Origin of the sequence: Siminovitchia thermophila, from assembly GCF_016909185.1 — a bacterium.
GTDB lineage: Bacteria > Bacillota > Bacilli > Bacillales > Bacillaceae_C > Siminovitchia > Siminovitchia thermophila.
Genome location: NZ_JAFBFH010000018.1, coordinates 41,857 through 63,902 on the forward strand (window position 1 = coordinate 41,857; position 22,046 = coordinate 63,902).

The 22,046-nt window shown below is 45.5% G+C and carries 23 protein-coding genes and 2 riboswitches; of the genes, 17 read left to right on the top strand and 6 right to left on the bottom strand.

Going from position 1 to position 22,046, the window contains the following annotated elements; translation table 11 throughout:
* Positions 1-7: 7 nt before the first annotated feature.
* The 5 genes from JOC94_RS13105 to JOC94_RS13125 all read right to left on the bottom strand — a co-directional run bounded on the left by JOC94_RS13105 (position 8) and on the right by JOC94_RS13125 (position 6,105).
* Positions 8-1,117: a mandelate racemase/muconate lactonizing enzyme family protein gene (locus tag JOC94_RS13105; RefSeq protein ID WP_077111463.1), complete on the bottom strand. Its 1,110-nt coding sequence runs from the start codon at positions 1,115-1,117 to the stop codon at positions 8-10.
* A 499-nt stretch (positions 1,118-1,616) separates the two neighbouring features.
* Positions 1,617-3,167, bottom strand: a complete 1,551-nt coding sequence (locus tag JOC94_RS13110; RefSeq protein ID WP_077111462.1) for a hydantoinase/oxoprolinase N-terminal domain-containing protein — start codon at positions 3,165-3,167, stop codon at positions 1,617-1,619.
* Positions 3,164-4,258 (bottom strand): DUF917 domain-containing protein, encoded by a 1,095-nt coding sequence (locus JOC94_RS13115; RefSeq protein WP_077111461.1) that lies wholly within the window; start codon positions 4,256-4,258, stop codon positions 3,164-3,166. Before JOC94_RS13115 ends, JOC94_RS13110 begins: the two co-directional genes overlap by 4 nt.
* Positions 4,259-5,527 carry a cytosine permease gene (locus JOC94_RS13120; protein ID WP_077111460.1) on the bottom strand — a complete coding sequence of 423 codons (1,269 nt, stop codon included), beginning with the start codon at positions 5,525-5,527 and terminating at the stop codon, positions 4,259-4,261.
* Positions 5,524-6,105, bottom strand: coding sequence for a TetR/AcrR family transcriptional regulator (locus tag JOC94_RS13125; RefSeq protein ID WP_077111459.1), 582 nt, complete (start codon positions 6,103-6,105; stop codon positions 5,524-5,526). The genes JOC94_RS13120 and JOC94_RS13125 overlap by 4 nt, the downstream gene beginning before the upstream one ends.
* A 345-nt stretch (positions 6,106-6,450) precedes the next feature.
* Positions 6,451-6,566, top strand: a riboswitch (TPP riboswitch).
* Between the two features lie 131 nt (positions 6,567-6,697).
* On the opposite strand from JOC94_RS13125, the gene thiC reads away from it, so the two are divergent.
* The 17 genes from thiC (at position 6,698) to JOC94_RS13210 (ending at position 20,999) form a co-directional block, all read left to right on the top strand.
* Complete coding sequence (gene thiC, locus JOC94_RS13130; protein WP_213089058.1) at positions 6,698-8,476, top strand: phosphomethylpyrimidine synthase ThiC; 1,779 nt, start codon at positions 6,698-6,700, stop codon at positions 8,474-8,476.
* Between the two features lie 21 nt (positions 8,477-8,497).
* On the top strand, positions 8,498-8,665 hold the full coding sequence (locus JOC94_RS13135) for a serine protease (RefSeq protein ID WP_077111457.1): 168 nt from the start codon (positions 8,498-8,500) through the stop codon (positions 8,663-8,665).
* 549 nt (positions 8,666-9,214) lie between these two features.
* Positions 9,215-9,550 carry a L,D-transpeptidase gene (locus tag JOC94_RS13140; RefSeq protein WP_077111455.1) on the top strand — a complete coding sequence of 112 codons (336 nt, stop codon included), beginning with the start codon at positions 9,215-9,217 and terminating at the stop codon, positions 9,548-9,550.
* A gap of 203 nt (positions 9,551-9,753) precedes the next feature.
* A complete protein-coding gene (locus JOC94_RS13145; protein WP_077111454.1) occupies positions 9,754-10,224 on the top strand; it encodes a GNAT family N-acetyltransferase in 471 nt (156 codons plus the stop codon).
* Between the two features lie 65 nt (positions 10,225-10,289).
* Complete coding sequence (locus tag JOC94_RS13150) at positions 10,290-10,919, top strand: histidine phosphatase family protein (RefSeq protein WP_077111453.1); 630 nt, start codon at positions 10,290-10,292, stop codon at positions 10,917-10,919.
* A 35-nt stretch (positions 10,920-10,954) separates the two neighbouring features.
* Positions 10,955-11,136: riboswitch (cobalamin riboswitch) on the top strand.
* 132 nt (positions 11,137-11,268) lie between these two features.
* Complete coding sequence (locus JOC94_RS13155; RefSeq protein ID WP_077111452.1) at positions 11,269-12,237, top strand: ABC transporter substrate-binding protein; 969 nt, start codon at positions 11,269-11,271, stop codon at positions 12,235-12,237.
* 104 nt (positions 12,238-12,341) lie between these two features.
* A complete protein-coding gene (locus tag JOC94_RS13160; protein WP_077111451.1) occupies positions 12,342-13,814 on the top strand; it encodes an adenosylcobinamide amidohydrolase in 1,473 nt (490 codons plus the stop codon).
* The gene (gene cbiB, locus JOC94_RS13165; RefSeq protein WP_077111450.1) at positions 13,811-14,773 is read left to right on the top strand and encodes an adenosylcobinamide-phosphate synthase CbiB; all 963 of its coding nucleotides are present in this window, start codon (positions 13,811-13,813) and stop codon (positions 14,771-14,773) included. Before JOC94_RS13160 ends, cbiB begins: the two co-directional genes overlap by 4 nt.
* The gene (gene cobD / locus JOC94_RS13170; RefSeq protein ID WP_077111449.1) at positions 14,748-15,824 is read left to right on the top strand and encodes a threonine-phosphate decarboxylase CobD; all 1,077 of its coding nucleotides are present in this window, start codon (positions 14,748-14,750) and stop codon (positions 15,822-15,824) included. The genes cbiB and cobD overlap by 26 nt, the downstream gene beginning before the upstream one ends.
* On the top strand, positions 15,809-16,360 hold the full coding sequence (locus JOC94_RS13175; RefSeq protein WP_077111448.1) for a bifunctional adenosylcobinamide kinase/adenosylcobinamide-phosphate guanylyltransferase: 552 nt from the start codon (positions 15,809-15,811) through the stop codon (positions 16,358-16,360). Before cobD ends, JOC94_RS13175 begins: the two co-directional genes overlap by 16 nt.
* Positions 16,357-17,103: a cobyric acid synthase gene (locus tag JOC94_RS13180; RefSeq protein WP_077111447.1), complete on the top strand. Its 747-nt coding sequence runs from the start codon at positions 16,357-16,359 to the stop codon at positions 17,101-17,103. The genes JOC94_RS13175 and JOC94_RS13180 overlap by 4 nt, the downstream gene beginning before the upstream one ends.
* Positions 17,100-17,867 carry an adenosylcobinamide-GDP ribazoletransferase gene (gene cobS / locus JOC94_RS13185; protein WP_077111507.1) on the top strand — a complete coding sequence of 256 codons (768 nt, stop codon included), beginning with the start codon at positions 17,100-17,102 and terminating at the stop codon, positions 17,865-17,867. Before JOC94_RS13180 ends, cobS begins: the two co-directional genes overlap by 4 nt.
* A complete protein-coding gene (locus JOC94_RS13190; RefSeq protein ID WP_077111446.1) occupies positions 17,825-18,451 on the top strand; it encodes a histidine phosphatase family protein in 627 nt (208 codons plus the stop codon). Before cobS ends, JOC94_RS13190 begins: the two co-directional genes overlap by 43 nt.
* On the top strand, positions 18,403-18,822 hold the full coding sequence (locus JOC94_RS13195; RefSeq protein WP_205179553.1) for a bifunctional adenosylcobinamide kinase/adenosylcobinamide-phosphate guanylyltransferase: 420 nt from the start codon (positions 18,403-18,405) through the stop codon (positions 18,820-18,822). The genes JOC94_RS13190 and JOC94_RS13195 overlap by 49 nt, the downstream gene beginning before the upstream one ends.
* A gap of 395 nt (positions 18,823-19,217) precedes the next feature.
* On the top strand, positions 19,218-19,811 hold the full coding sequence (locus JOC94_RS13200) for a cob(I)yrinic acid a,c-diamide adenosyltransferase (RefSeq protein WP_077111444.1): 594 nt from the start codon (positions 19,218-19,220) through the stop codon (positions 19,809-19,811).
* On the top strand, positions 19,801-20,289 hold the full coding sequence (locus JOC94_RS13205; RefSeq protein ID WP_205179559.1) for an ECF transporter S component: 489 nt from the start codon (positions 19,801-19,803) through the stop codon (positions 20,287-20,289). Before JOC94_RS13200 ends, JOC94_RS13205 begins: the two co-directional genes overlap by 11 nt.
* Complete coding sequence (locus JOC94_RS13210; RefSeq protein WP_205179562.1) at positions 20,286-20,999, top strand: ATP-binding protein; 714 nt, start codon at positions 20,286-20,288, stop codon at positions 20,997-20,999. Before JOC94_RS13205 ends, JOC94_RS13210 begins: the two co-directional genes overlap by 4 nt.
* Here JOC94_RS13210 and splB read toward each other — a convergent pair.
* Complete coding sequence (gene splB / locus JOC94_RS13215) at positions 20,992-22,020, bottom strand: spore photoproduct lyase (RefSeq protein WP_077111441.1); 1,029 nt, start codon at positions 22,018-22,020, stop codon at positions 20,992-20,994. The genes JOC94_RS13210 and splB overlap by 8 nt on opposite strands.
* Positions 22,021-22,046: the final 26 nt, after the last annotated feature.

Below are 22,046 nucleotides of genomic sequence, written 5' to 3' on the forward strand. Positions count from 1 at the left end.
CCTTTTATTATGTAATCACATCTTGAAACTTTGTTACTCTTTGCAGTGTTTGTTCGTCTATATCAACACCTAAGCCGGGCTGTTCTGGTAAGCGGATAAACGGAACATCATATTTGAGGTTTCCGACATCTTGGGAAAATTTTAGCGGGCCGGTCAGTTCCACACTCGTAATGATTTTTTGTGAAAAGGCTACATGGAACCCCGCGGCTGATCCAACGGAAGATTCGACCATCGAGCCTACCTGGCATTCGATGCCAGCCATTTCTGCTTGGTGGGCTAGTTTAATAGCCGGAAGGATACCCCCGCATTTCATTAATTTAATATTCACTTTGTCTGCTGCGCGCTTTTGTATAATTTCACGCATTTCCTTGGAACCTTTTAGCCCTTCGTCAATCATCAGAGGAATATCCGTTTTGGCTTTGATTTCCACCATACTGTCAATATCATCTGCAATGACAGGTTGTTCGATCCAGTCGATATTCAAATCTTTTAAATGGCGTATAGCGGTCAATGCTGTTGCACTGTTTTTCCAACCTTGATTCACATCAACGCGGATGGCAACTTTTGGGCCGACCCTGTTCCGGACCGCTTTGATTCGTTCAACATCTTTATCTACTTCCGTACCCACTTTCATTTTAAAGGAGTTGTACCCTTCCTTTATCATGGATAAGGCTTCTTCAGCCATTTGTTCCGATTCGGCGATACTGAGTACATGGGTAATCGGGAACTGATCATGAAAGCGGCCTCCGATGAGCTGATAGACAGGTTGTCCCAGTTTCTTACCTGTAGCATCAAAACAAGCAATATCTATGGCTGCTTTTGCCGCGGGCATTCCATAGACAGAGTGATTCATAATGTCGTGTATTTTTTCAAATGCCGCGGGATTTTGTCCCATTACGATCGGGGCAAGGGTCTGCTTTAACAGTTGGTATGTACTTTCAAACGTTTCACCTGTTACGAATTCATCTGGAACCGCTTCACCAAAACCCGAAATTCCTTGGTCGGTTTCAATCTTAATGATGATGGAAGGCATTTCATGATAAGTATTGTAACTGACAGTAAATGGTTGATCAAGCGGTAAATGAATGGCGTAGAGGTGAATGGATGTAATCTTCAATATAGTTCGTTCCTTTCGCGAACTATTCAGACAGTTCATTTGTTATTTTAAAAAGTATATGGAAGGAGCCTTCTTCTGACCGCTTATACTACTTTTTGCATGGCACAAGCTTTCTGCGTCATTAGCTATTGACTCCGTTTATATCAACTACACTACTTTTTTATCTAGATTGTTCATCATCTATATATTACAACTTATAATATGGTATTAATACCTGTTATGTCAAGGGGGTGCTCGTTATTTCTATCATTGTTTCATTGTAAATGGAGTGATCATGCAGTAGAAGCGGCTGCTATAGAAATATGAAGAAACATTATATTACAAGCTATGGAGTAGGGGAAAGCTTGTCTTCAGTGAATCCAGACTGAACACTAGACGGTGAACACGATCATACTAAAGTATGGGGAACAAATATTGTGCATCTCCATCACTTTCGTTAAGCACACCCTAATTCCAACCAAAAAACGCCGGCCCACTCACGGACCGGCGTTGTTCATATTCACAATGTAATCTTTAAGGGACCCGCGGCTTTCACTCTGACCATAATGGCGTTGCCTGGGAGGTAGGCGAGCGGGAAATCTTCGAGTTGGATGATGTCCACCTTGGCGGGATCAGCCCCGGCTTGAATGGCTTCCTGGATGGCTTCCTTCCTTGCTTCTTCAATGACCGTTTTATAGTCTTGATTTTCGAGGGAGTATATTCTTTCTACGGTTCCGCTAATATCGCCGAGGGCAGCGCCGATGGCGTTAGCGACACTGGCGTGGGCCGGGCGGATGACACGGCTTGCTCCTTTGAGTGTTTTAGGCATAAGTGCTGCTCCGCCGCCTACCAAAACGACCGGGAGGTCTTCTGCGCTCGTTTTCATCCGGTCGATGGCATCTTCGACCATGCGAACGAAGTCTTTATAAATCAATTCGCAGGGAACATCATCAACTTTTGATGGGTTTGTTCCTTCGATTTCCATTTGGCCGGTGCCAATCGCCACATCTGTTGCTGTTAGTTCATCACCGCCGAAGACGATTGCTTTTTCTGGCAATTGATATCCAACGCTTTCCGGTCCGATTTTCCACGAGCCTTCCTTCAAATACACCCGTGTACCGCCGCCAAAGCCGATAGAGTATATGTCTGGCATGCGATAATTAGTCCGGACTCCGCCCACTTCTACCGCTAGTGAAGTTTGGCGGGGAAAGCTGTTTGCGAGCACTCCGATATCTGTCGTCGTACCGCCGATATCTACTACGATTGCATCATCCTCTTTTGATAAATGGGCCGCTCCGCGGATGGAGTTGGTCGGGCCGCAAGCGATCGTGTAGATTGGATATTTTTGCGCGTAGCTGTTTGTCATCAATGTGCCATCATTTTGTCCCAGATAAATATGGGCATCAATTCCTTCGTCTTTTAAAGCACGTTCGAAATCAGTGGACACGCGGCTGATGACGGTCATCAAAGCGGCGTTTAAAACGGTCGCATTTTCGCGTTCAATTAATCCGATCGAGCCAATTTCGCTTGATAACGAAATGGGGATTCCGGGCAGTTCTTTTTCAAAAAATGCCGCGGCCTCTTTTTCTTGATCACTTAAGACAGGAGAGAAGACGCCGGAAATCGCGATCGAGTCGACTTTGCCCCGGAAGCGGTCCGCGGCGACTTTTAGTTCTTCCTCATCCAGGTTTGAGATAGGGGAGCCGTTATATTCATATCCGCCATGGATCAAGACGGTTTCCGCCTGTACTTTTTCCACTAAATCTTGGGGCCAATCCAACAGGGGCGGGACGGTTGTCCCGCTTGGCAAACAAAGACGGACAATGCCGACTTTGTTCAGTGATTTTCGTTCCACAATCGCGTTTGTGCAATGGGTCGTTCCAAGCGTGGCGATTTGTATTTTTTTTACATTCACGTTCGTTTCTGCCAACAGCTTTTTGATCGTTTTTTGGATTCCCGTAAATACATCTTTTGTTGTAGGGGATTTTGTGCTTCCAAGCACTTGATTGTCATTATCCAACAGGACGCCGTCCGTGTTCGTTCCTCCGACATCAATTCCCAATCTGATCATTTGTCCAATCGCTCCTTTACTAATGTTTCGAGCGGAATATAGTCATATGGATATTTGAAATATCTTGGTCCAGCCGTTTCAATTCCCATGTCAGTCCGCCACTTTTCATGCGCGGGGAAGGCGGTGATGACAACGCGCGCGCCGTATTTGAGCCCCTCTGTCGTGATAGGCATTCCGGTTTCTTCATCAAGGACGGCGATCAAGTCCGGCGTCATGGCAACCGGCTTGCCGTTCATCTCTGCCAGCAGATGCTCGTTTTGGAAAAATAAGGTCGCGGACTTGTCTTGAAAGTTGTCGAGCCCTTCAAAATGGGCTTCGCCTCTTGTAAATCCGCCTTCAATCTTTCTTTTAATGAGGGCGGCTTTTCCTTTAAACAGAATGTGGCCATTCAAAAGCCGGGTGATTTGTGAGATGGGATGCTCAGCCGACTCTCTTTTTCCCCGTAAAAGGCCACCTACATTTTTGGCAAGCGTTAAAGTTCCCGGAATGACGCTTTCTTTCGCTTGTTTTCCGGTTATTCCATAGTCGCAGACAATCGAAGAGCCGCCCATGGAGATGGTGACGTTACGGGAGATTTTTTCACTCCAATAGCCGTCGGCCGGTTCGATCGTCACAACGTTTCCTTGTTCATCCCCCAATGTGACGAGTTCAGGTTTGAGACCGTCTAAATGGAATGTCACCATTTGCGCTTCGGGAAAAGCGCGGCCCATCGCATCTCCATCCAGGATGGGAATATTGTTCATGGCGGCCACCGCCACAGGGATGAGGGAATTGACGCCGCCTATTTCAATCGGCATGACGACGTCGGTCTTTTTGCCGCTTGCTTTTTCAAAAGCTTTTAATGGAGCGGCCAGTTGCTCGAAGGAAGGAATTTTTTCGACAAGAACGCTTGGCGAGCCCATTCCGGAAGCCGGCAGTATCCATTGATCATCCTTCAGTTCATCAACAGTGATCACTTCAACGGGACCGTATTGTTGTATGGCGGATAAAGCCATCATTTTTCCGATATAGGGGTCCCCGCCGCCGCCTGTTCCGAGCACGGTTGCGCCGACGGCAATACATTCAATATCTTCTTCCGTTAACCATTTCATTTAAAAACGCTCCTTTTTATAAAAAATCAGAATGAAAATCAACTGGAAGATAAATGCGGTCAAAAAGCTGTCCAAAGAAGGAATGGTTGTTAAAGTAAACAGCGCCAATCCAATCGGGCCTTCCATTGTCAGCCAGCTGATCAAAGTTCCGAGCGCCCAGGCCAAAAGCGGCAACAGCTTAAAGCGTTTATCGTTTTCTTCCCGGAACAACCGCATGCCCCCGATATAATAAGATGCTGTATAAACACCGCCGATGGGGGTGATAAACATCGTCATAATCGTTAAAAAGTCGATAAAGTGATCATAAATACCAAGGACGGCAAGTAGTGTGCCGACAATTCCGGCGATCAGGGTGAGTGTCACTTTGCTCGTTTTGGTAAAAATAACCGAAAGGCTCAATCCAGATGAATAGGCGTTGCTCGTATTCGTTGTCCATTGGGCAAGAATCAGCACTAAAATGCCCGGAATACCAAGGCCGACTGTAATCATTATCGTTGTTAAGCTGCTTTCATCCATAATGCGAGACAAAATCATTGCGATAATAATCATAAAACTGTTTCCGAAGAAAAATCCGAAAAAGGATGCCAGGACGGCATCTTTTTTCGTTCGAGCCCATCTTGAAATGTCCGGTGAAATCGTTGCACCGACAACAAAAATACTGATGACGAGCGAAATCGCCATCCCGAACGTAAATGTGTTTTCTACAGGGGCGTTCAGTTCGCTCGCGCCAAATTGCCGGATGGCCAGCCCCACTGCCGCCAAGACGAGGATGAGCAGCAGTGGAACGGACCAAGAGCTTAATTTTTCAATCGCTTTATAGCCGATTACAGCGGTTGTCATCATTAATATTCCGCCGATTGCGGCCAACAACGGGACAGGAGCTTTTAATCCGAGCGCACCTTCAATGGCGGCATACGCATTTTCAGCAAAGAATCCGGCTTGGACACCGAACCAGCCCAGTAAGGAAATCGCCATAAATAAGGACACAAGCTTTGCTCCCGAAATGCCGAATGTAAATCTGGAAATCATTGATGTGGATAATCCGGTTACCGCTCCGACGTAGGCGCAAAAAGCGGCTAAGATGCCTAAAATGGCAGAACCGATCAAGACGGCCCACAAAGCGTCTTGAAAGGCCATGCCTTTTCCGAGCTCCGCCCCGAACAGCATCGCAGATAAGTCGATGCCGACCGCGACCCAAACGAGGCTGATGGAGAACCACGCTTTCCTCTCGCTCATCGGAACGGCTTCTCTGGCGTAATCATTTTTCATTTTTCATATCCTCCCAGCAAAACTCTCATGATGTAAAGGGCTTCTTCTATTTGATGCTGCAGTTGTTTTGGATCGTACAGATTTATTTCCCAAAAAACCCCATCCATGATTACGACAAATTGTTTGATGAGCCTTGTTGCCTGATATTCAGTTATAGACGGGATGTCCCGTTTAATCAGTGTCAATAAAGAGTTAATCAACCAGTCGTCAAACTGTTGAATATGCTCCTGAAGATACTCATGGATTTCCGGGGGCGGTGCGGTGACAAGAGAAATGTAGGCATTCGTTTCCTCGTTATTTTCTTGGTGATAGGCGACCGCACCTTTGATAAGCGCTTCAAAAATGTCAAAAATCGGCCGATCATGCACTTTTTGAAGAATTGACCGCATTTCTATGAAATGATCTTTTAATAGCTTTTGAAAAGCCGCCAAAAACAGCGTTTCTTTATTTTTGTAAAAAAAATAAATCGATGCTGGTTTTATGCCGACTTCTTTGGCAATATTCCGCATCGTGGCACCGTGGTAATTGAATTTGGAATATTCTCGAATGGCAGCTTGCAAAATCTTGTCTTTTGTCAAAAAATTCTACACCACCTAACAATTGTTAGGTTAATGATAATGGAGCTTTTGGCGAAAATCAATAGGATAATAGAAGATGTCGGATAAGTGCTTGTTTTTTAGACAGGCAGTTTTAGGCAATCGAGAACGGCTTTTCTTTATGCCCCACAAACTTCTTGTTCCTAACTATCATCCGAACTCCAGCATTTTTTCCTTGAAGGCTTTTATTGAGTGGAAAATCTTATTGGGATCTCTATTTTACATATCAACCTGAAGGGAGATAGTGCTCATCCTGACAAAAGGTTCATTTTTGTCATAGCTCTTGTTTTTTTATTCTAAATTTGTATAATATTAAGTAAACCTAATAGCAATAACTGGGGGTGCCCAATGAGTTGGGCTGAGAGGAGAAACACGATGAAGTTTCTTAACCCTTTGGACCTGATCTGGTTAATGCCAGCGTAGGGAAGTTAGTCGGTAGTTTTGGGATACAGTATATTCAAGCCGGGTCCAGTCTTTTTTTGTGGACCCGGCTTTTTGATGTATCTGCCGCTAAGCTGTGTATTCAGATCTCGTCCTTTCAATTATTTTGTAGAGGAGAGATTTTTTTATGTCCATGTCATTCACAAATGAAAAAAATGGTGCAGTCATGTTTCAATTTCCTGGAAGCAAAAAAGTGTATGTAGAGGGGTCAAGGCCCGATATCAGGGTTCCCATGCGGGAAATTATGTTGAGTGAGACGAAGACGGAGGTCAAAGTGGAAGCGAATTCTCCCGTTCGAGTATATGATACAAGCGGTCCATATACGGATCCTGATGTTACCGTAGACATTGCCAAAGGATTGCCTCCGCTTAGAAGCAAGTGGATTCAAGAACGTGGAGATGTAGAAGAATATGAAGGCCGGGAAATGAAACCGGAAGACAATGGCTTTAAATCCAATCATGATCCGCGTGCCGATCGTCATATTTTTCCCGGGTTAAAGCGTAAACCACTCCGCGCCAAAAAAGGCACAAACGTTACCCAACTCCATTACGCCAAAAAAGGGATTGTTACACCTGAAATGGAATTTATTGCAATTCGTGAGAATATGAAACCAGAATTTGTCCGGGATGAAGTGGCAAGCGGCAGAGCGATCATTCCTGCAAACATTAATCACCCAGAGGCTGAGCCTATGATTATTGGGAGAAATTTTCATGTCAAAATCAATGCGAATATTGGGAATTCCGCGGTAACGTCCTCCATCGAGGAAGAAGTCGAGAAGATGACTTGGGCAACACGTTGGGGCGCTGATACAATCATGGATCTATCAACAGGGAAAAATATCCATACAACCCGTGAATGGATTATTAGAAACTCTCCGGTTCCGATTGGGACGGTTCCCATTTACCAGGCGTTGGAAAAGGTAAATGGAGTTGCGGAGGATCTTACATGGGAAGTATATCGCGATACTTTGCTGGAGCAGGCGGAGCAGGGGGTCGATTATTTTACCATTCATGCCGGCGTTCTGTTGCGATATGTTCCTTTGACAGCCAATCGTGTTACAGGAATCGTCTCCCGGGGCGGGTCTATTATGGCTCAATGGTGTCTGTATCACCATAAAGAAAATTTTCTTTATACTCATTTTGAAGAAATATGTGACATCATGAAGACTTATGATATCGCCTTTTCGTTAGGGGATGGCTTGCGTCCGGGGTCGATTGCGGATGCAAATGATCAAGCGCAGTTTGCGGAGTTGGAGACGCTTGGTGAACTGACGAAAATCGCCTGGAAGCATGATGTCCAAGTGATGGTGGAAGGGCCGGGGCATGTGCCGATGCATCTTATTAAGGAAAATATGGACAGGCAAATGGAAGCCTGCCAAGAAGCTCCCTTTTACACGCTGGGACCACTGACAACCGATATTGCTCCTGGGTATGATCACATTACCTCTGCTATTGGCGCTGCAATGATTGGCTGGTATGGCACCTCCATGCTTTGCTATGTCACACCAAAAGAACATTTGGGACTTCCGAATAAAGATGATGTTCGGGAAGGGGTCATCACTTATAAAATCGCCGCACATGCGGCAGATTTGGCGAAAGGCCATCCGGGTGCGCAGTTGAGAGATGACGCACTTTCCAAAGCCCGATTCGAATTTCGCTGGGAAGACCAATTCAATTTATCATTGGATCCGGAAAGGGCAATGGAATATCATGACGAAACACTTCCGGCTGATGCGGCCAAAACAGCGCATTTCTGCTCCATGTGCGGACCCAAATTTTGCAGTATGAGAATTTCTCATGACATTCGTAAATATGCGGAAAAAAACAACTTAAACACGCAGGAAGCGTTTGAAAAAGGAATGCAGGAAAAAGCGGCTGAATTTCAAAGAGCCGGAAGCAGTATATACCAATAATTTTCTCTGGAGGTTTTCCGTATGAATGTACAAAAGATAATAGAGGAAATGAAGCAGTTGGAAAGGAAAATAGAGGTATTGCAAGTACGGATAAATGAAATTCAACAAGCCTGCGACCACCATTTTATTGGCGATGCATATTATGAAACATGCAGCAAATGCAATAAGGTGAATGTATTATATTATTAATCGTTCTCTACTAAAAACCCACGCAGAACTTCCTGATATGCTCCCCTAAAGGTAGACAGATTAAAAAATAAAAATCTGTTTTCCTTAAGGGGAGTTTTTTTCTAAAAAGCGATTTACGATTCCACTTCCGAAAATATGCCTGCTTAAGGATCTACTTAGATCCATGGTGGGGTTGGCAAGTGCTTTATCGGTCATTTTGGCCGGAACATGTTAAAAGGCGTATCAGAGGTTATTCTGTTCAATAATCAAGCTGTGGCTAAGTCCTCCGTCGGCCGTTAGCGCGTAAGTCAAAGGGTGTTTCCTTTAGATGAACCGGGCCCGGGCCGCTTGCCAGACAAATGATGATCGGCAAAGCTGGCGGCGCGGGAGCTGATCCCGCTAACTCGGGAACGGCGATATCGAAGACGAACCGCTCGCCTATTTTCCGGAAATCCATCCGCGTCCTGGTAGAGCTGCGGTGGGGGATTGAGAGAAAGAAAGCTCTCGTGAAGGGGCTTTTTATTGATGTTCTACATACGATATTCCAAAAAGATGTTGGAGGGTTTTATCGTGGCGAAATGGATTGATGTTTCAACGACGAAACACCAGCTCAAGCTTTTTGACGGAAACAAGTTGATAAAGACGTACCCGATTGCTGTCGGAAAAATGTTAACGCCAACACCATACGGAAACTTTGCGGTCATCAACAAACAGCGGAATCCCGGAGGCCCGTTTGGTGTTATGTGGATCGGGTTATCAAAGCCCCACTATGGAATTCATGGAACAAATAACCCTTCTTCCATTGGCAAAAACGTTTCACATGGCTGTATTAGAATGCATAATCGTGATGTGCTGGATCTTGCCCGCCGAATTCCGATTGGGACGCGGGTCGTGATTCATAGGTAGGGCCGGCTTCTTTTTTTGCTACTGGATATTTTCTTTTTGCAAGGAGTGGGCTATTCTTAAAAAGAGACTACTCGAAATGCCGCTTTAAAAGTATGATGGGTATTTAGGAGTCATTTACAATAAAATTGTCTGTTTCAAAAAGTTGTGAAGCTTTGTCCCTTTGGATAGGGCTGTTTTTATACCTGAAAAAGAGGAGCTGGATAATGAATATAAGAAACGTGAAATCTTCAGATTATAAGATCATTATTTCAGTGTTAAATGAGTGGTGGAATGGTCGTACGATGACGGATATGCTGCCCAAACTATTCTTTGATCATTTTCAAGACACTAGTTATATCATTGAAGAAAAGGGGGAAATAATCGGGTTTCTGATTGGATTTTTATCGCAATCCCGCAAGAAAGAGGCCTATATCCATTTTGTTGGCATACATCCACATTACCGCCAACACGGTATCGGGTGCAAACTCTATCAAACCTTCTTTGAGCATGTAAAGAAAAAAGGGGTTAAAACAGTTCGCTGTGTCACATCTCCAGTGAATCAAAGCTCTATCGCTTACCATACGAAAATGGGTTTTGTCATTGAAAAAGGAGATAAACAGGTGGATGGCATTGATATACATAGCGATTATGATGGTATTGAACAAGATAGAGTGTTGTTTGTTAAGGCGCTATAACTATCATTACATTTCAGTATGATACGAAAAATGAAAACGAATCACCGTATAGAAAGAGGGTACTTATGCTGTATTTATATTTTATAAGACATGCGCAGACAGAATGGAATGTTGCGGGAAAAGTTCAAGGCCGGAGGGATTCCGGTTTAACTGAAAAAGGAGTGGAAGATGCGCGACTGCTTGGAGAAAAGTTCAAAGAGATAGATTGGCAAGCGGTTTACACGAGTCCGAGCAAGCGTGCCGTGAGGACGCTGGAGTTGATTCATGGAGAAAGCTTTTCTTCTTATACCGTTGATGGGCGACTGATAGAGATGGATCTTGGAGATCTGGAAGGAAAGACAATGGAAGAAATTAAGGAGCTTTACCCTGAGCAATATCATCATTACTGGCATCAGCCAAGTAAATATGTTCATACGTCTGGGGAAAACTTTTACGAAGTAAAAGATAGAGTCGAGGCGTTAGTCAAGGAATTGCTATCCACCTATGAATCTGGCCATGTTTGTATCATTACCCATGGTGTTGTCGTGAAAATGGTGCAGCTTATTTTCCGCCAGCTTGACATGGACCAGCTTTGGAAAACTCCTTATATCGAAGGAACGAGTGTAACGGCTTTAAAAAGAGCCGGCAGCCAAATTGAAATTCTCTCGGAAGGGGATTTGAGCCATCTTTCATTGAAAAATCCAACTGTACAATAAGAGACGATCATGTATACTAAAGTCAAGTTGACAATTTCATATGGAAAGAATGGGGTGTCTTATGAAAAGACTTAATAGGGAAGTTGGTGAAAATCCAACGCGGTCCCGCCACTGTGAATGGGAGTGAGCTGAGTATCCACTGTGTTTCATTGCATGGGAAGGAACAGCGATCACGATGACCATAAGCCAGGAGACCTGCCTGATTCTTCACGCCATGAACCTACGAGGATAGGGAGGTGTACTGGTGGAATCGCCATCTAATATTGGATGGCTGTTCCAAACTGCACACATCTCTTGCGAAGAGATGTTTTTTTATTGAGAAAAAAATCAATTTACAGGGGGAGAAACATTGAAAAAATTCCACATTTTATTACTATCCATTTTCATGCTGTTCAGCCTGTTGACCGGTTGTAATCAGGCTGCTGAAAAAAGTGGAAAAACAGATCAACCATCCGAACAACAAACGAAACAATCGGAACAGGCGGCTTTTCCAGTCACATTAACGGACGGTAACGGGGAAGAGATAACGATTGAAAAGGAACCCGAAAGAATTGTATCCGCCCTCCCAAGCAACACTGAAATTGCGTTTGCCCTTGGATTGGGTGATAAAATTGTCGGCGTATCCGACCATGACAATTATCCAGAAGAAGCGGCCCAGAAGGAAAAAATCGGCGGCCTTGAGTTGAACATAGAAAAAATCCTCTCCTTGGACCCCCAGCTTGTGCTGGTTGACCCTTCCAATGATCAAAAAGCTGTAGAGCAATTAAAAGCGGCAGACATTCCGGTGCTTGTTGTCAACAGCTCGGAAAGTTTGGATGATGTGTATAAGTCGATTGAGTTAATCGGAAAAGCGACAAATACAGTGGATGAAGCGGAAAAGGTCATAGAGGATATGCGGAAAAAAATCGCCGATGTTGAAGCTAAGGTTAAGGGGATAAAAGAAGAAGACAAGAAAAAGGTTTTTATGGAAATATCTCCCGAACCGGAAATCTATACAGCAGGTAACAATACGTTTATGGATACACTCCTCACGATTATTCATGCAGAAAACGCCTCTAAAGAAATTGACGGCTGGCAGAAGGTAAATGATGAAGCTGTTATCAAGATGAATCCGGATGTCATCATTACTACATATAGCAACTATGTGGATAATCCGGTGGAACAAGTGTTAAAGCGTGAAGGCTGGACTGATATTACGGCCATTAAGGAAAAACAGGTTTTTGATGTGCACTCCGATCTCATCAATCGTCCCGGTCCCCGTCTGGCGGAAGGGGTTGAAGAACTGGCAAAAGCAGTGTATCCCGATGCATTTCAATAATTGGCGGATAGGGCGGGGATTCTCGCCGAACGCCATTTTTTAGAAGGAAACATCCTTACGAGGCACGATTCATTACCATATTAAGCATGAAAGAAGAGATTCCCATGATTGAAGTTATTCAAGCTTCGGGTGGCTATTGGCGTAAGCCTGTCGTTCAAGATATATCTTTTCAAGTACAAAAAGGGGAGTTTTTCGGCATCATCGGTCCAAACGGGAGCGGAAAAACAACGCTTTTAAAGATGATGAGCAACACGATGCCGCTTCAGTCGGGTGAAATGAGGCTGGCCGGCCGTCCCATCTCATCTTTTTCCTCGAAAGAATTTGCCCGGTTAACGGCTGTCCTCCCGCAAATGTCATCTTTGGCTTTTAATTACACAGTGAAAGAAACCGTTTCTTTAGGGAGGTATGCCCATCAAAAAAGCTTGTTTCATTCTTTTGATGAGGCAGATGAAAAGATCATTCACGAAGTGATGGAGCAGACAGGCATTCTCCAATATGCCGAAAGTCCGTTGGAAGAGCTCTCGGGCGGGGAAAGACAGCGCGTCTTTTTGGCACAGGCGTTGGCACAAAAGCCGAAAATTCTTCTTTTAGATGAGCCGACGAATCACTTGGATTTGGCCTACCAAAAAGAACTGCTCGATCTATTGAAAAAGTGGACAAAAGAAGAGAATCTCACAGTCGTTTCCGTGTTTCACGATTTGAACTTGGCTGGTCTGTACTGTGACCGCTTGCTGCTTTTGCATGAAGGAAAAAAGCAAATATGCGATGCGCCTGCTGAGGTGTTAAAAGAAGAAAGAATTCAGTGTATTTATAAAGCGGACATTGAAAAATATCCGCACCCAAAAGTGCCGAAACCACAAATGATGCTCGTTCCGCATCAATGGCCAAGTGGGCAGAATCCATTATTGCTGAAAGAAAGCATGCTGAAAGTATCGAATGAGACCATTACATTTGAATCACCGGTCCCGCTGCGGACGATGTCATCGGGTGTTACCGGATCAGGCGTGGGCTGGCACCGCTCTTTTGTCAACCGGCATGTGGACAAAAACTATCAATGCGACAACTTTAAGGAAGAGATGATCCTTTATTTAAAAGATCATGGATATGACCCGAATGAAACAGTCGGGATGATGACGGCGGTGAATCTGCACGATGTTTCCCACCAGGTGTTTGAAGAAGCTGGTTTGTCTGTGCTTGTTGTCGTGACCGCGGGTGCCGGGAATGCCGTCGATGCATCATTGGGTGAAAGACACCGGGTTCTCGTGTCCCCCGGAACCATTAACACATGGGTATTCGTAAACGGTAAGTTAACGGAGGAAGCTTTTATACAAAGCATTATGACGGCAACCGAAGCAAAGGTAAAAGCGCTGCATGAATGTCAAGTCGTCGATTCTTCGACAGGCACCCTTGCGACTGGAACATCGACAGATAGTATATTAATTGCGGCAACGCAGGAAGGGCCGTTTCTTCCTTTTGGCGGTTCGATCACGCTACTTGGCCGGCTGGTCGGCAAAGGTGTCTTTCTATGTACAAAAGAAGCGTTGCATAATCATTTACAAAGGAACGGCCTTCGTTGAACGCCCATGTAACAGCCCTTGCCTTCGCGTTTTTGCTTGATTTGGCCATTGGGGACCCGCCCGATTGGCCTCATCCTGTTAAATGGATAGGGAAAATGATTTCTTTCTTAGACCGCCGCTGGAATCGGGGATCGCATCGGAAGTTAAAAGGAACAGCCATGGTCTTGGCTGTTATCGGCATGGTCTATATTACGGGATTTTTTCTTGTCTCGCTTTGTTATCACATCCATCCTGTTGCGGGAATCCTCGTTGAAGCAGTCATCATATCAACAACGATTGCTCAAAAAAGCTTGGGTGAAGCCGCTCGTGAAGTATACGAGCCTTTACGGGACGGAGACCTCCCGGAAGCCAGGAAAAAACTGTCTTATATTGTAGGCCGCGATACACTGGGGCTTCCGGAGGCAGAAATCGTCAGGGGGACGGTCGAGACGGTTGCTGAAAATACGAGTGATGGAATTACGGCGCCGCTTTTTTGGGGGCTTATCGGGGGAGCGCCGCTTGCCCTCGTTTATCGGGCGGTCAATACATGTGATTCCATGGTCGGCTATCAAAACGAGCGTTATCGGGAATATGGTTGGGCTTCCGCCAAATTGGACGATCTGTTCAATTGGATTCCGGCGAGGCTTACGGCTATCATGATGATGTGTGTCATGAAGCCGGTAAAAACAACGTATCGCCACGCATGGTCCGTATTACTCCGGGATGCCAAAAAACACCCGAGTCCAAACAGTGGCTGGGGAGAAGCGACTGTCGCTGCTCTGCTCGGTATTCGCTTGGGCGGAGTGAATGTGTATCAGGGAAAAAAATCATACCGGATGGAAATGGGGGAGGGTCTGGAAAACTTGAACATCGACCATATTATGCAGACGGTTACGATCATGAAAAGGACTTCCCTGGTGTTCCTGCTGCTGATGATGATAGGGGGAGTCGCATGTGAACTGGCCTTTACATGGATCTAATCCAAAGTATCTATACGAATCACTGGATGTATTAAAACCCGGGCATGTGCTTGATTTTAGTGTGAATCTCAATCCATTTGGACCACCCCCTGCCATAAAGGAACATTGGGGGAGCTGGCTGGATCATATCGTCGATTATCCTGATCCGAAAGGTGAAAGGCTTGTTGAATTGATTGCCGCAAAGGAGCGGCTGTCGAATGACGCGGTTCTTTTGGGGAACGGCGGAGCGGAGCTTTTCACATTATTGGGGCAACTGTTGGCGAAACAAAAGATTATCATCGTTCAGCCAACGTTTACGGAATATGAAAAAATATGCCGGGCGAATGGCTGCATCGTTTCTTTTTTTCAACTGAGTGAAGAAAGTGGCTGGACGCAAGATACTGATCTTTTACTGGAACAAATCAAAGAGGCCGATGCGTTGTTTTTATGTCATCCGAATAATCCGACGGGGACGGCTTATCCACAATCTGTTTTGTTGGAAATATTGGCGGCTTGTCAAGAGCATGACTGCTTTTTCATTGTGGATGAAGCATTTGAAGATTTTCTTGAGGAAAGGCGTACGCTCGCATTTTGTGTAAAGGAATATTCCCGACTCATTGTTGTCCGTTCGTTAACAAAAATGTATGCTATCGCGGGTCTAAGACTTGGGTTTTTGCTGGCTTCCCCAGAAGTAGTGGCAAGACTAAGGAGTTTTCAGCCATATTGGGCGGTCAATTCGCTCGCATTATTGGCCGGTGAGTGTTGCTTGCAAGAAGAAGGATATGCTCGGAAAACGCGCCGGTGGGTCGCAAAGGAACGGCTTCGTATTCATGAAGCTTTGCGGTCAATGGGTTACATCTTGTCCGCCAGCCAAGTGAATTTTTATTTGTTGAAAGACCCGTTGCTTGCTGACCAACTCCCGCTTTTGACCTTTTTACTTGCAAAAGGAATTGTGCCGAGACACACGATGAATTATCCTGGTCTTGACGGCCGCTGGCTCCGGTTTGGAGTGAGACAGGCAAAGGAAAATGATGTTCTTTTGGAGGCTTTAGGGAAATGGAAACAGCATTGACTTTTATTACAGGAGGCGCAAGAAGCGGGAAAAGCACGTTCGCGGAGCAGACAGCGGCTCGGTTGGCACTAAACGAAGGGGGCAAACTTCATTATATCGCCACGAGCAAACCGTCGGATGAGGAAATGCGGCTGCGGATCCGCCGGCATAAGGAGCAAAGAAAAAAAGGAGGCTTTCCATGGAGAACGTGGGAATGTCACGATCGTTTGGGGGCCATCGTTGCTCATTTTGGTCCGGAGGATATTGTGTTGCTGGATTGTTTAACGATTTTGTTGGCGAACGAGTTACGATTGGATGGAAAACAAGACCGGGTGCTGGAAGCGATTTTGCGTCCCATAGATGACTTGAAAAAACATTGTCGGGCATTGGTCGTTGTTTCGAATGAAGTGCTCAACGCTCCGCTGAATAATGATCGGCTCACGCTGACGTATGGGCATTTGCTTGGGAATCTGCACCGGGAGCTTGTGAAAAGAGCATCGGCAGCATATTTGGTGGAAGCGGGAATTCCTGTTTTGATGAAGGGGATAAAATCATGAGAGTGATGATATTGGGGACAGCTTCAGATGCCGGAAAAAGTTTCATCACTTCAGCGCTTTGCCGATTGTTGAAAAACGAAGGATGGAAGGTCGCCCCATTTAAATCCCAGAATATGACAAACAACACGTTTTTAACAAAAGAGGGCGATGAAATCGGTCTGTCGCAAGCGATTCAGGCGAAAGCGGCAGGAATCGAACCATCCGCTTTCATGAACCCGATTTTATTAAAGCCTGTGGATGGCCGGACAGAGGTGATTTTATGCGGGAAAAAGACGGATTCGTTTTCATATGAAATGGGATTGGCTGCGATTAAAGAATCATTAAACGAATTGGCAAAGCGTTACGATGCCATCGTGCTGGAAGGCGCTGGAAGTCCTGTTGAAGTCAATTTAAGAGAAAAAGAGCTTGTCAATATGAGAGTGGCAAAGATCGCGGAGGCTCCAGCCCTGCTCGTGGCCGATATTGACCGCGGCGGGGTGTTTGCAAGCATTGTGGGAACACTCGAACTGCTCGCTCCTGAAGAAAGCAGACGGATAAAAGGCATTATTATTAATAAGTTTCGCGGCGATGTTTTGCTGTTCCAAGACGGTGTGCGCTGGATTGAGGAAAAAACCGGCGTTCCAGTTGTAGGGGTCGTCCCCTTTATGAATAACGGGTCTATGGGAGATTTGGCAGAAAACGTCAAAGAGCATCTTGATTGGCCGCGGATAAAAGAGATCATGGTTCGGTGGAAAAAACGATGAGAAGCTATTGGTTCGGTTTCCTTATCGCTCTTCAGTTTTTTAGCACGATTCCGATTCGCAAAGAAATACCGATGACTTCGGTGTACGTTGAGCGTGCTGTTCGATTTTTGCCGTTCTTGGGCATGCTTCAAGGTTTGGTCTATTCCGGATGCTTATACATGTTATTGGAATGGTCGCCGTTTTCCGATCTTGCCGTGTCATTTATGATCTGGTTTCTGATGATTGTGGTTACCGGCGGGATTCACCTGGATGGCTGGATCGACAGCAGCGATGCCTATTTTTCCTATCGGGACCGGGTAAAACGTCTGGAAATCATGGTTGATCCGCGAGTGGGAGCGTTTGGCGTCATCAGTATCATCGTGCTACTAGCAGCGAAATTCCTTTTTATTTATGAGATTGTTCAAAAGGCTGAAGATGTTACATATTTATGGATCATGCTGATTCCTGCTTTAGGTAAAATGGTTGCCGGGCTGATGCTTTTATTTGTACCGGCTGCGAAAAACGACGGGCTGGCCCATTTTTTTCAACAAGCATGCAGACGGCAAACAGGATGGGTATATCCTATTTATCTTCTCGTTTTTTTATGGAATACAGAAGCTCTCTTGATGATCATTGCTGCGATTTTGTTGTTCGTTATGTGGAAAAAAGTGGCCAAAACAGCATTTGGCGGGATCACAGGTGATATCGTCGGGGCCGCTACTGAGGGGACGGAAGCCGGATTATGGATGATCGTTTGGTTATTACATTATTACGCCATGGGATGACGGATGAGAATGAGCGGTCTGCCTACATTGGCTGGACAGATTCTCCCCTGAATAAAAAAGGCCGGGAAATGGTGCGGGCGCTTTCCAGTCATGTGATATCGCCCGGTGTTATTTTTTCAAGTAGCGCTGCTCGCTGTTTGGAAACAGCCGGTATCTTATTTCCTAGGCAAACTGTGATGGCGCTCACCGAATTAAAGGAGATGCACTTTGGTGATTGGGAAGGAAAAACTTATGAGGACTTGCGGCAATTGAAAACTTACCAAGCGTGGCTTGATGCCCCTTTTTCTAAGGGGCCTGACAGTGGAGAATCGTTTGACCAGTTTGCGGCACGAGTGCAAACAGGCTGGGATTTCATAAAAGCGCACATCGAAGCAGTTCAAGTTAACAGCGCTGCCGTCATCACTCACGGAGGAGTGATTCGCTTTTTGTTATCGAAGGTGGCGCCGGAAAGCAAAGCTTTTTTTGAATGGCATGTCCCGTTGGCTTCTGGATACGAACTCGTTTGGACAAAGGAAGGATTTAGGAGGGGTGACATATGCATTTCGTTACAGGAGGTGCCTTTAATGGAAAGGCCGAGTGGGTGAGGTCGTTTTACAAACTTCATAAAGAAAGTTCATTCAATTGGTTTTCCGCTTATCGGGAGGATGCCCTTCCGAATGATCTTCCTGAAAGCCGCATCGTCGTGTTGGAAGGTGTTGAGCAATGGATTTTGCAAATGGGCTCCGCCTTTACCCGGGATACGGGAAGAAAATGGATTGAAGCCTGGCTTGATTGGGAAAGAAGCGGTGAGCGAACAATTGTTTTAATAGGAACGGATATTTCTAAAGGAATTGTGCCGATAGAAAGAGAAGTAAGAGAGTGGCGTGATTTGACGGGCTGGTTTTACCAAGATGCGGTCAAATGCTGTGACCGGTTTGATTCGATCTGGTACGGTGTGGCAAAGCGCTTGAAATAAGCATCTTGATCGTAGTCCGTATAAGAGATTGCTAGTATTTTGGTGATCGGCGGCTCGTAATCGCGAGTTCAGGAGGGTGGAGAGCATGTCGTGATCAGCGACGAGTGTTTGCGTAAAGCGGCAAGTATTTGTGGAAAGTAGCGAGTATTTGCGTAAAGCGGTAAGTGGGTAGTGTTTGTGGAAATTAGCGAGTATTCGCGTAAAGCGGCAAGTATTTATGAAAATTAGCGAGTAATTCTGTAAAGTGGTAAGTGTTTATGGAAATTAGCGAGTGTAATCGTAAAGTAGCTAGTATTTGTGGAAGTTAGCGAGTATGTTCATGTTGGCTCGCATCCAGAATCATTCTGGTCGGAAATGTGGCATAGACGATTAACCATTTTGGGGAGGGGAAAGTGTTGAAAATTTATACGAGAACGGGTGACAAAGGAAAAACGAGCATTATTGGCGGCCGGGTTGATAAAGACGATATTCGGGTGGAGGCGTATGGAACGGTCGATGAGTTGAATGGTTTTGTCGGGCAGGCAATGGCGGAGCTTGATCGTAACCAATTTGCGGATGTTCTGGATGATCTGGAAAAAATTCAGCATGAACTGTTTGATTGTGGCGGGGATTTGGCCAGTGTTTCGAAAAAACGGCCTTTGAAGTTAACGGAAGAGGCGATCACATACTTAGAAGAGCGGATCGACAAGCTTGTTGAAGAAGCACCAAAATTGGAGCGGTTTATTTTACCGGGGGGCACGAAGCCTGCCGCATCCATTCATATCGCCCGAACTGTGACGAGAAGGGCGGAACGGCTTGTTGTGAAGTTAATGAAGCAAGACGAGTCTCTTTCTCTGGTCACTTTGCAATATTTGAACAGGCTTTCCGATTATTTTTTCGCGCTGGCCCGGGTTATTAATTTCCGGTTGAATGTGCCAGATGTCGAGTATGTCAGAAGCGCGAACGTATTCCGTGACGGAAAGCGCAAGGGGAAGAAGGATGAGCGTTAAAAAGATCAGCTTGCTCGCGTTGTTTCTGGCTCTGTCAGTCATCGGGGCTTCGATTAAAATTCCTTCCTTTGTTGGAAGCATTGCTTTGGATTCCTTCCCGGCACTCCTTGCGGCCGCATTGCTTGGCGGAAGGGCGGGCGGTTTTGTGGCGGGTTTCGGCCACCTGTTATCTGCATTAATTGCCGGGATGCCGTTGGGACCGGCGCATTTTATCATTGCTCTAGAAATGGCAGTGATCGTCTGGATGTTTTCATGGGTATACCGGAGCGGCAAAAGGAAAACGGCGGCGATCCTTTTTATCCTAAGCAACAGCCTGATCGCTCCTTTGCCTATGATTTTTCTTTTCAACACAGCATTTTACGTAGCCATTGTTCCTTCTTTGCTCCTTGGTGCGGCATGCAACACTATTGCGGCGCTTCTCATTATTCCAAGGTTTGAAAGCATTTTCCAAAAAAGGATTTGGGGATCAGCAAGATGAAGAGAGATGTTGCTATCATTCCGTTTAATGACAGGCTGGAACTTGTTGTGGCTTGTGACAACAGCGGGGCGATCGGAATGAAGCCGGACGATCAAGTGGCTGTTCCATATGAGATTGTGTCCTATTACAGTTTTCGCGTCGCTTTTATGGAGTGCGTGTCGGCAGGAGCTGTCCCGTTTTCTGTTGTTCTTTACAACTTTTGCGGAGATCGTGCCTGGTTTTCTCTTAAGGAGGGGATTACAAAAGGGATTCGAGAATTGGGTTTGGAGGAGCTTTCTATAACCGGAAGTACGGAAACAAATTTTTCCTTAAGTCAGTCAGCTGTTGGCATTTCTGTCCTGGGTAAAAGAGAGAAACGGAAGGAAGCTCCCTTGTGTTTGACGGAACAGATGAAAGTGGCCGTCATAGGGAAACCGCTAGTCGGGAATGAGGTCATTGAATGTAACGGAGATGTGGCGCCGCTACGTCTTTTTCAATGGTTTTCACGTCAAAAAAAGGTGCTTGCCATCGTTCCCGTCGGTTCCAAAGGCATTTTATATGAATTGAGGGAGCTTTTTGCGGCCCAATCTTTACAGTTTTCCTCTCCATTGAACATGGAAAAAACAGCGGGTCCATCGACTTGTTTTATTGTCGTATATGACGCTGCGGCAGAAGACAACATTCGGATGCGCGCCGGGCGACTTTTTCACCCGGTACAAGTGATTACGTAAAGTATTCAATTTTTCCTTCCGGGAAATATGTTTCGATATACTTGAACAACGTTTCTTTCATTTCTGTCTCTTCTTCTTTCGGATAAATATATTTGCCAATGCCGTATTTACCCCATTTATAACGGCGTCTTTCTTCATCCAGTTCGAGTTTGGTCATCGGGTAATTTTTTTGAATCACTCTCTTGGCCGGTTTTGTAAAGCGATGCTGGATCAATTCGAACGTCACTCCATTTTTCGCCTCATCAGGCAGTTCGGCACTCAGTTGTTCGAAAAGCTGCCTGTAACCTTCCTGCCAACCTTCGTGCAAATAAATCGGCGCAATGATGAAGCCAAGGGGATACCCGGCGTGGGCGACCTTTGCGGCGGCTTCAATCCGCTCGTGTAACCGGGATGTCCCCGGTTCAAAATATTTGATCACGTATTCCGCGTTCATGCTAAAGCGAAAACGGGTCCGCCCGTTATGTTTGGCATCAAGCAAATGGTCAACGGTGTTAAATTTTGTCACGAACCGAAGCCTGCCAAAATCCGATTGCCCGAAATATTCGATTGCTCTTTTTAACGTATGCGTCAAATGGTCAATCCCGACGATATCTGATGTGCAGGATGCTTCAAACCTTGTAATTTCAGGGGTTCGTTCATCAATATACTGTTGTGCCGCCTGTAAAATTTCATCGACATTGACATACGTTCGAATATAAGGTTTGCTGCCCATCGTCGTTTGTAAATAACAATAATGACAGTGGCCCATGCAACCCGTTGCAAATGGAATGGCATATTCGGCAGATGGTTTGGATGTGTCAAATTTTAGCGTCTTTCTCAACCCGACAACGAGTGTTGATTTGGCAATCCGGTACCTTTGAAAATCATTCTCTCCCGGCAAATTACGGATTTGGTTGTGTGAGGTCGTATACCGGATTTCTGTTCCCAAGTCGGTAAATTTTTGAAACAGTTGTTCCCCAAGTGGATATTCCATTGCTTTGGGTTCGAAGTATACAAGTTGCGGCATAAATGGCTTCACCATTTGCTATCCCTCCTTTAGGTTTGTAT

Excerpts from the sequence above, each read along its gene's own strand:
- JOC94_RS13115 (WP_077111461.1), bottom strand. The coding sequence starts at position 4,258 with ATGAAATGGTTAACGGAAGAAGATATTGAATGTATTGCCGTCGGCGCA.
- JOC94_RS13145 (WP_077111454.1), top strand. The coding sequence starts at position 9,754 with ATGAATATAAGAAACGTGAAATCTTCAGATTATAAGATCATTATTTCA.
- JOC94_RS13175 (WP_077111448.1), top strand. The coding sequence starts at position 15,809 with ATGGAAACAGCATTGACTTTTATTACAGGAGGCGCAAGAAGCGGGAAA.
- JOC94_RS13110 (WP_077111462.1), bottom strand. The coding sequence starts at position 3,167 with ATGATCAGATTGGGAATTGATGTCGGAGGAACGAACACGGACGGCGTC.
- thiC (WP_213089058.1), top strand. The coding sequence starts at position 6,698 with ATGTCATTCACAAATGAAAAAAATGGTGCAGTCATGTTTCAATTTCCT.
- JOC94_RS13205 (WP_205179559.1), top strand. The coding sequence starts at position 19,801 with ATGAGCGTTAAAAAGATCAGCTTGCTCGCGTTGTTTCTGGCTCTGTCA.
- JOC94_RS13150 (WP_077111453.1), top strand. The coding sequence starts at position 10,290 with ATGCTGTATTTATATTTTATAAGACATGCGCAGACAGAATGGAATGTT.
- JOC94_RS13135 (WP_077111457.1), top strand. The coding sequence starts at position 8,498 with ATGAATGTACAAAAGATAATAGAGGAAATGAAGCAGTTGGAAAGGAAA.
- JOC94_RS13210 (WP_205179562.1), top strand. The coding sequence starts at position 20,286 with ATGAAGAGAGATGTTGCTATCATTCCGTTTAATGACAGGCTGGAACTT.
- JOC94_RS13195 (WP_205179553.1), top strand. The coding sequence starts at position 18,403 with ATGCATTTCGTTACAGGAGGTGCCTTTAATGGAAAGGCCGAGTGGGTG.
- cobS (WP_077111507.1), top strand. The coding sequence starts at position 17,100 with ATGAGAAGCTATTGGTTCGGTTTCCTTATCGCTCTTCAGTTTTTTAGC.
- JOC94_RS13160 (WP_077111451.1), top strand. The coding sequence starts at position 12,342 with ATGATTGAAGTTATTCAAGCTTCGGGTGGCTATTGGCGTAAGCCTGTC.
- JOC94_RS13120 (WP_077111460.1), bottom strand. The coding sequence starts at position 5,527 with ATGAAAAATGATTACGCCAGAGAAGCCGTTCCGATGAGCGAGAGGAAA.
- splB (WP_077111441.1), bottom strand. The coding sequence starts at position 22,020 with ATGGTGAAGCCATTTATGCCGCAACTTGTATACTTCGAACCCAAAGCA.
- JOC94_RS13180 (WP_077111447.1), top strand. The coding sequence starts at position 16,357 with ATGAGAGTGATGATATTGGGGACAGCTTCAGATGCCGGAAAAAGTTTC.
- JOC94_RS13190 (WP_077111446.1), top strand. The coding sequence starts at position 17,825 with ATGGATGATCGTTTGGTTATTACATTATTACGCCATGGGATGACGGAT.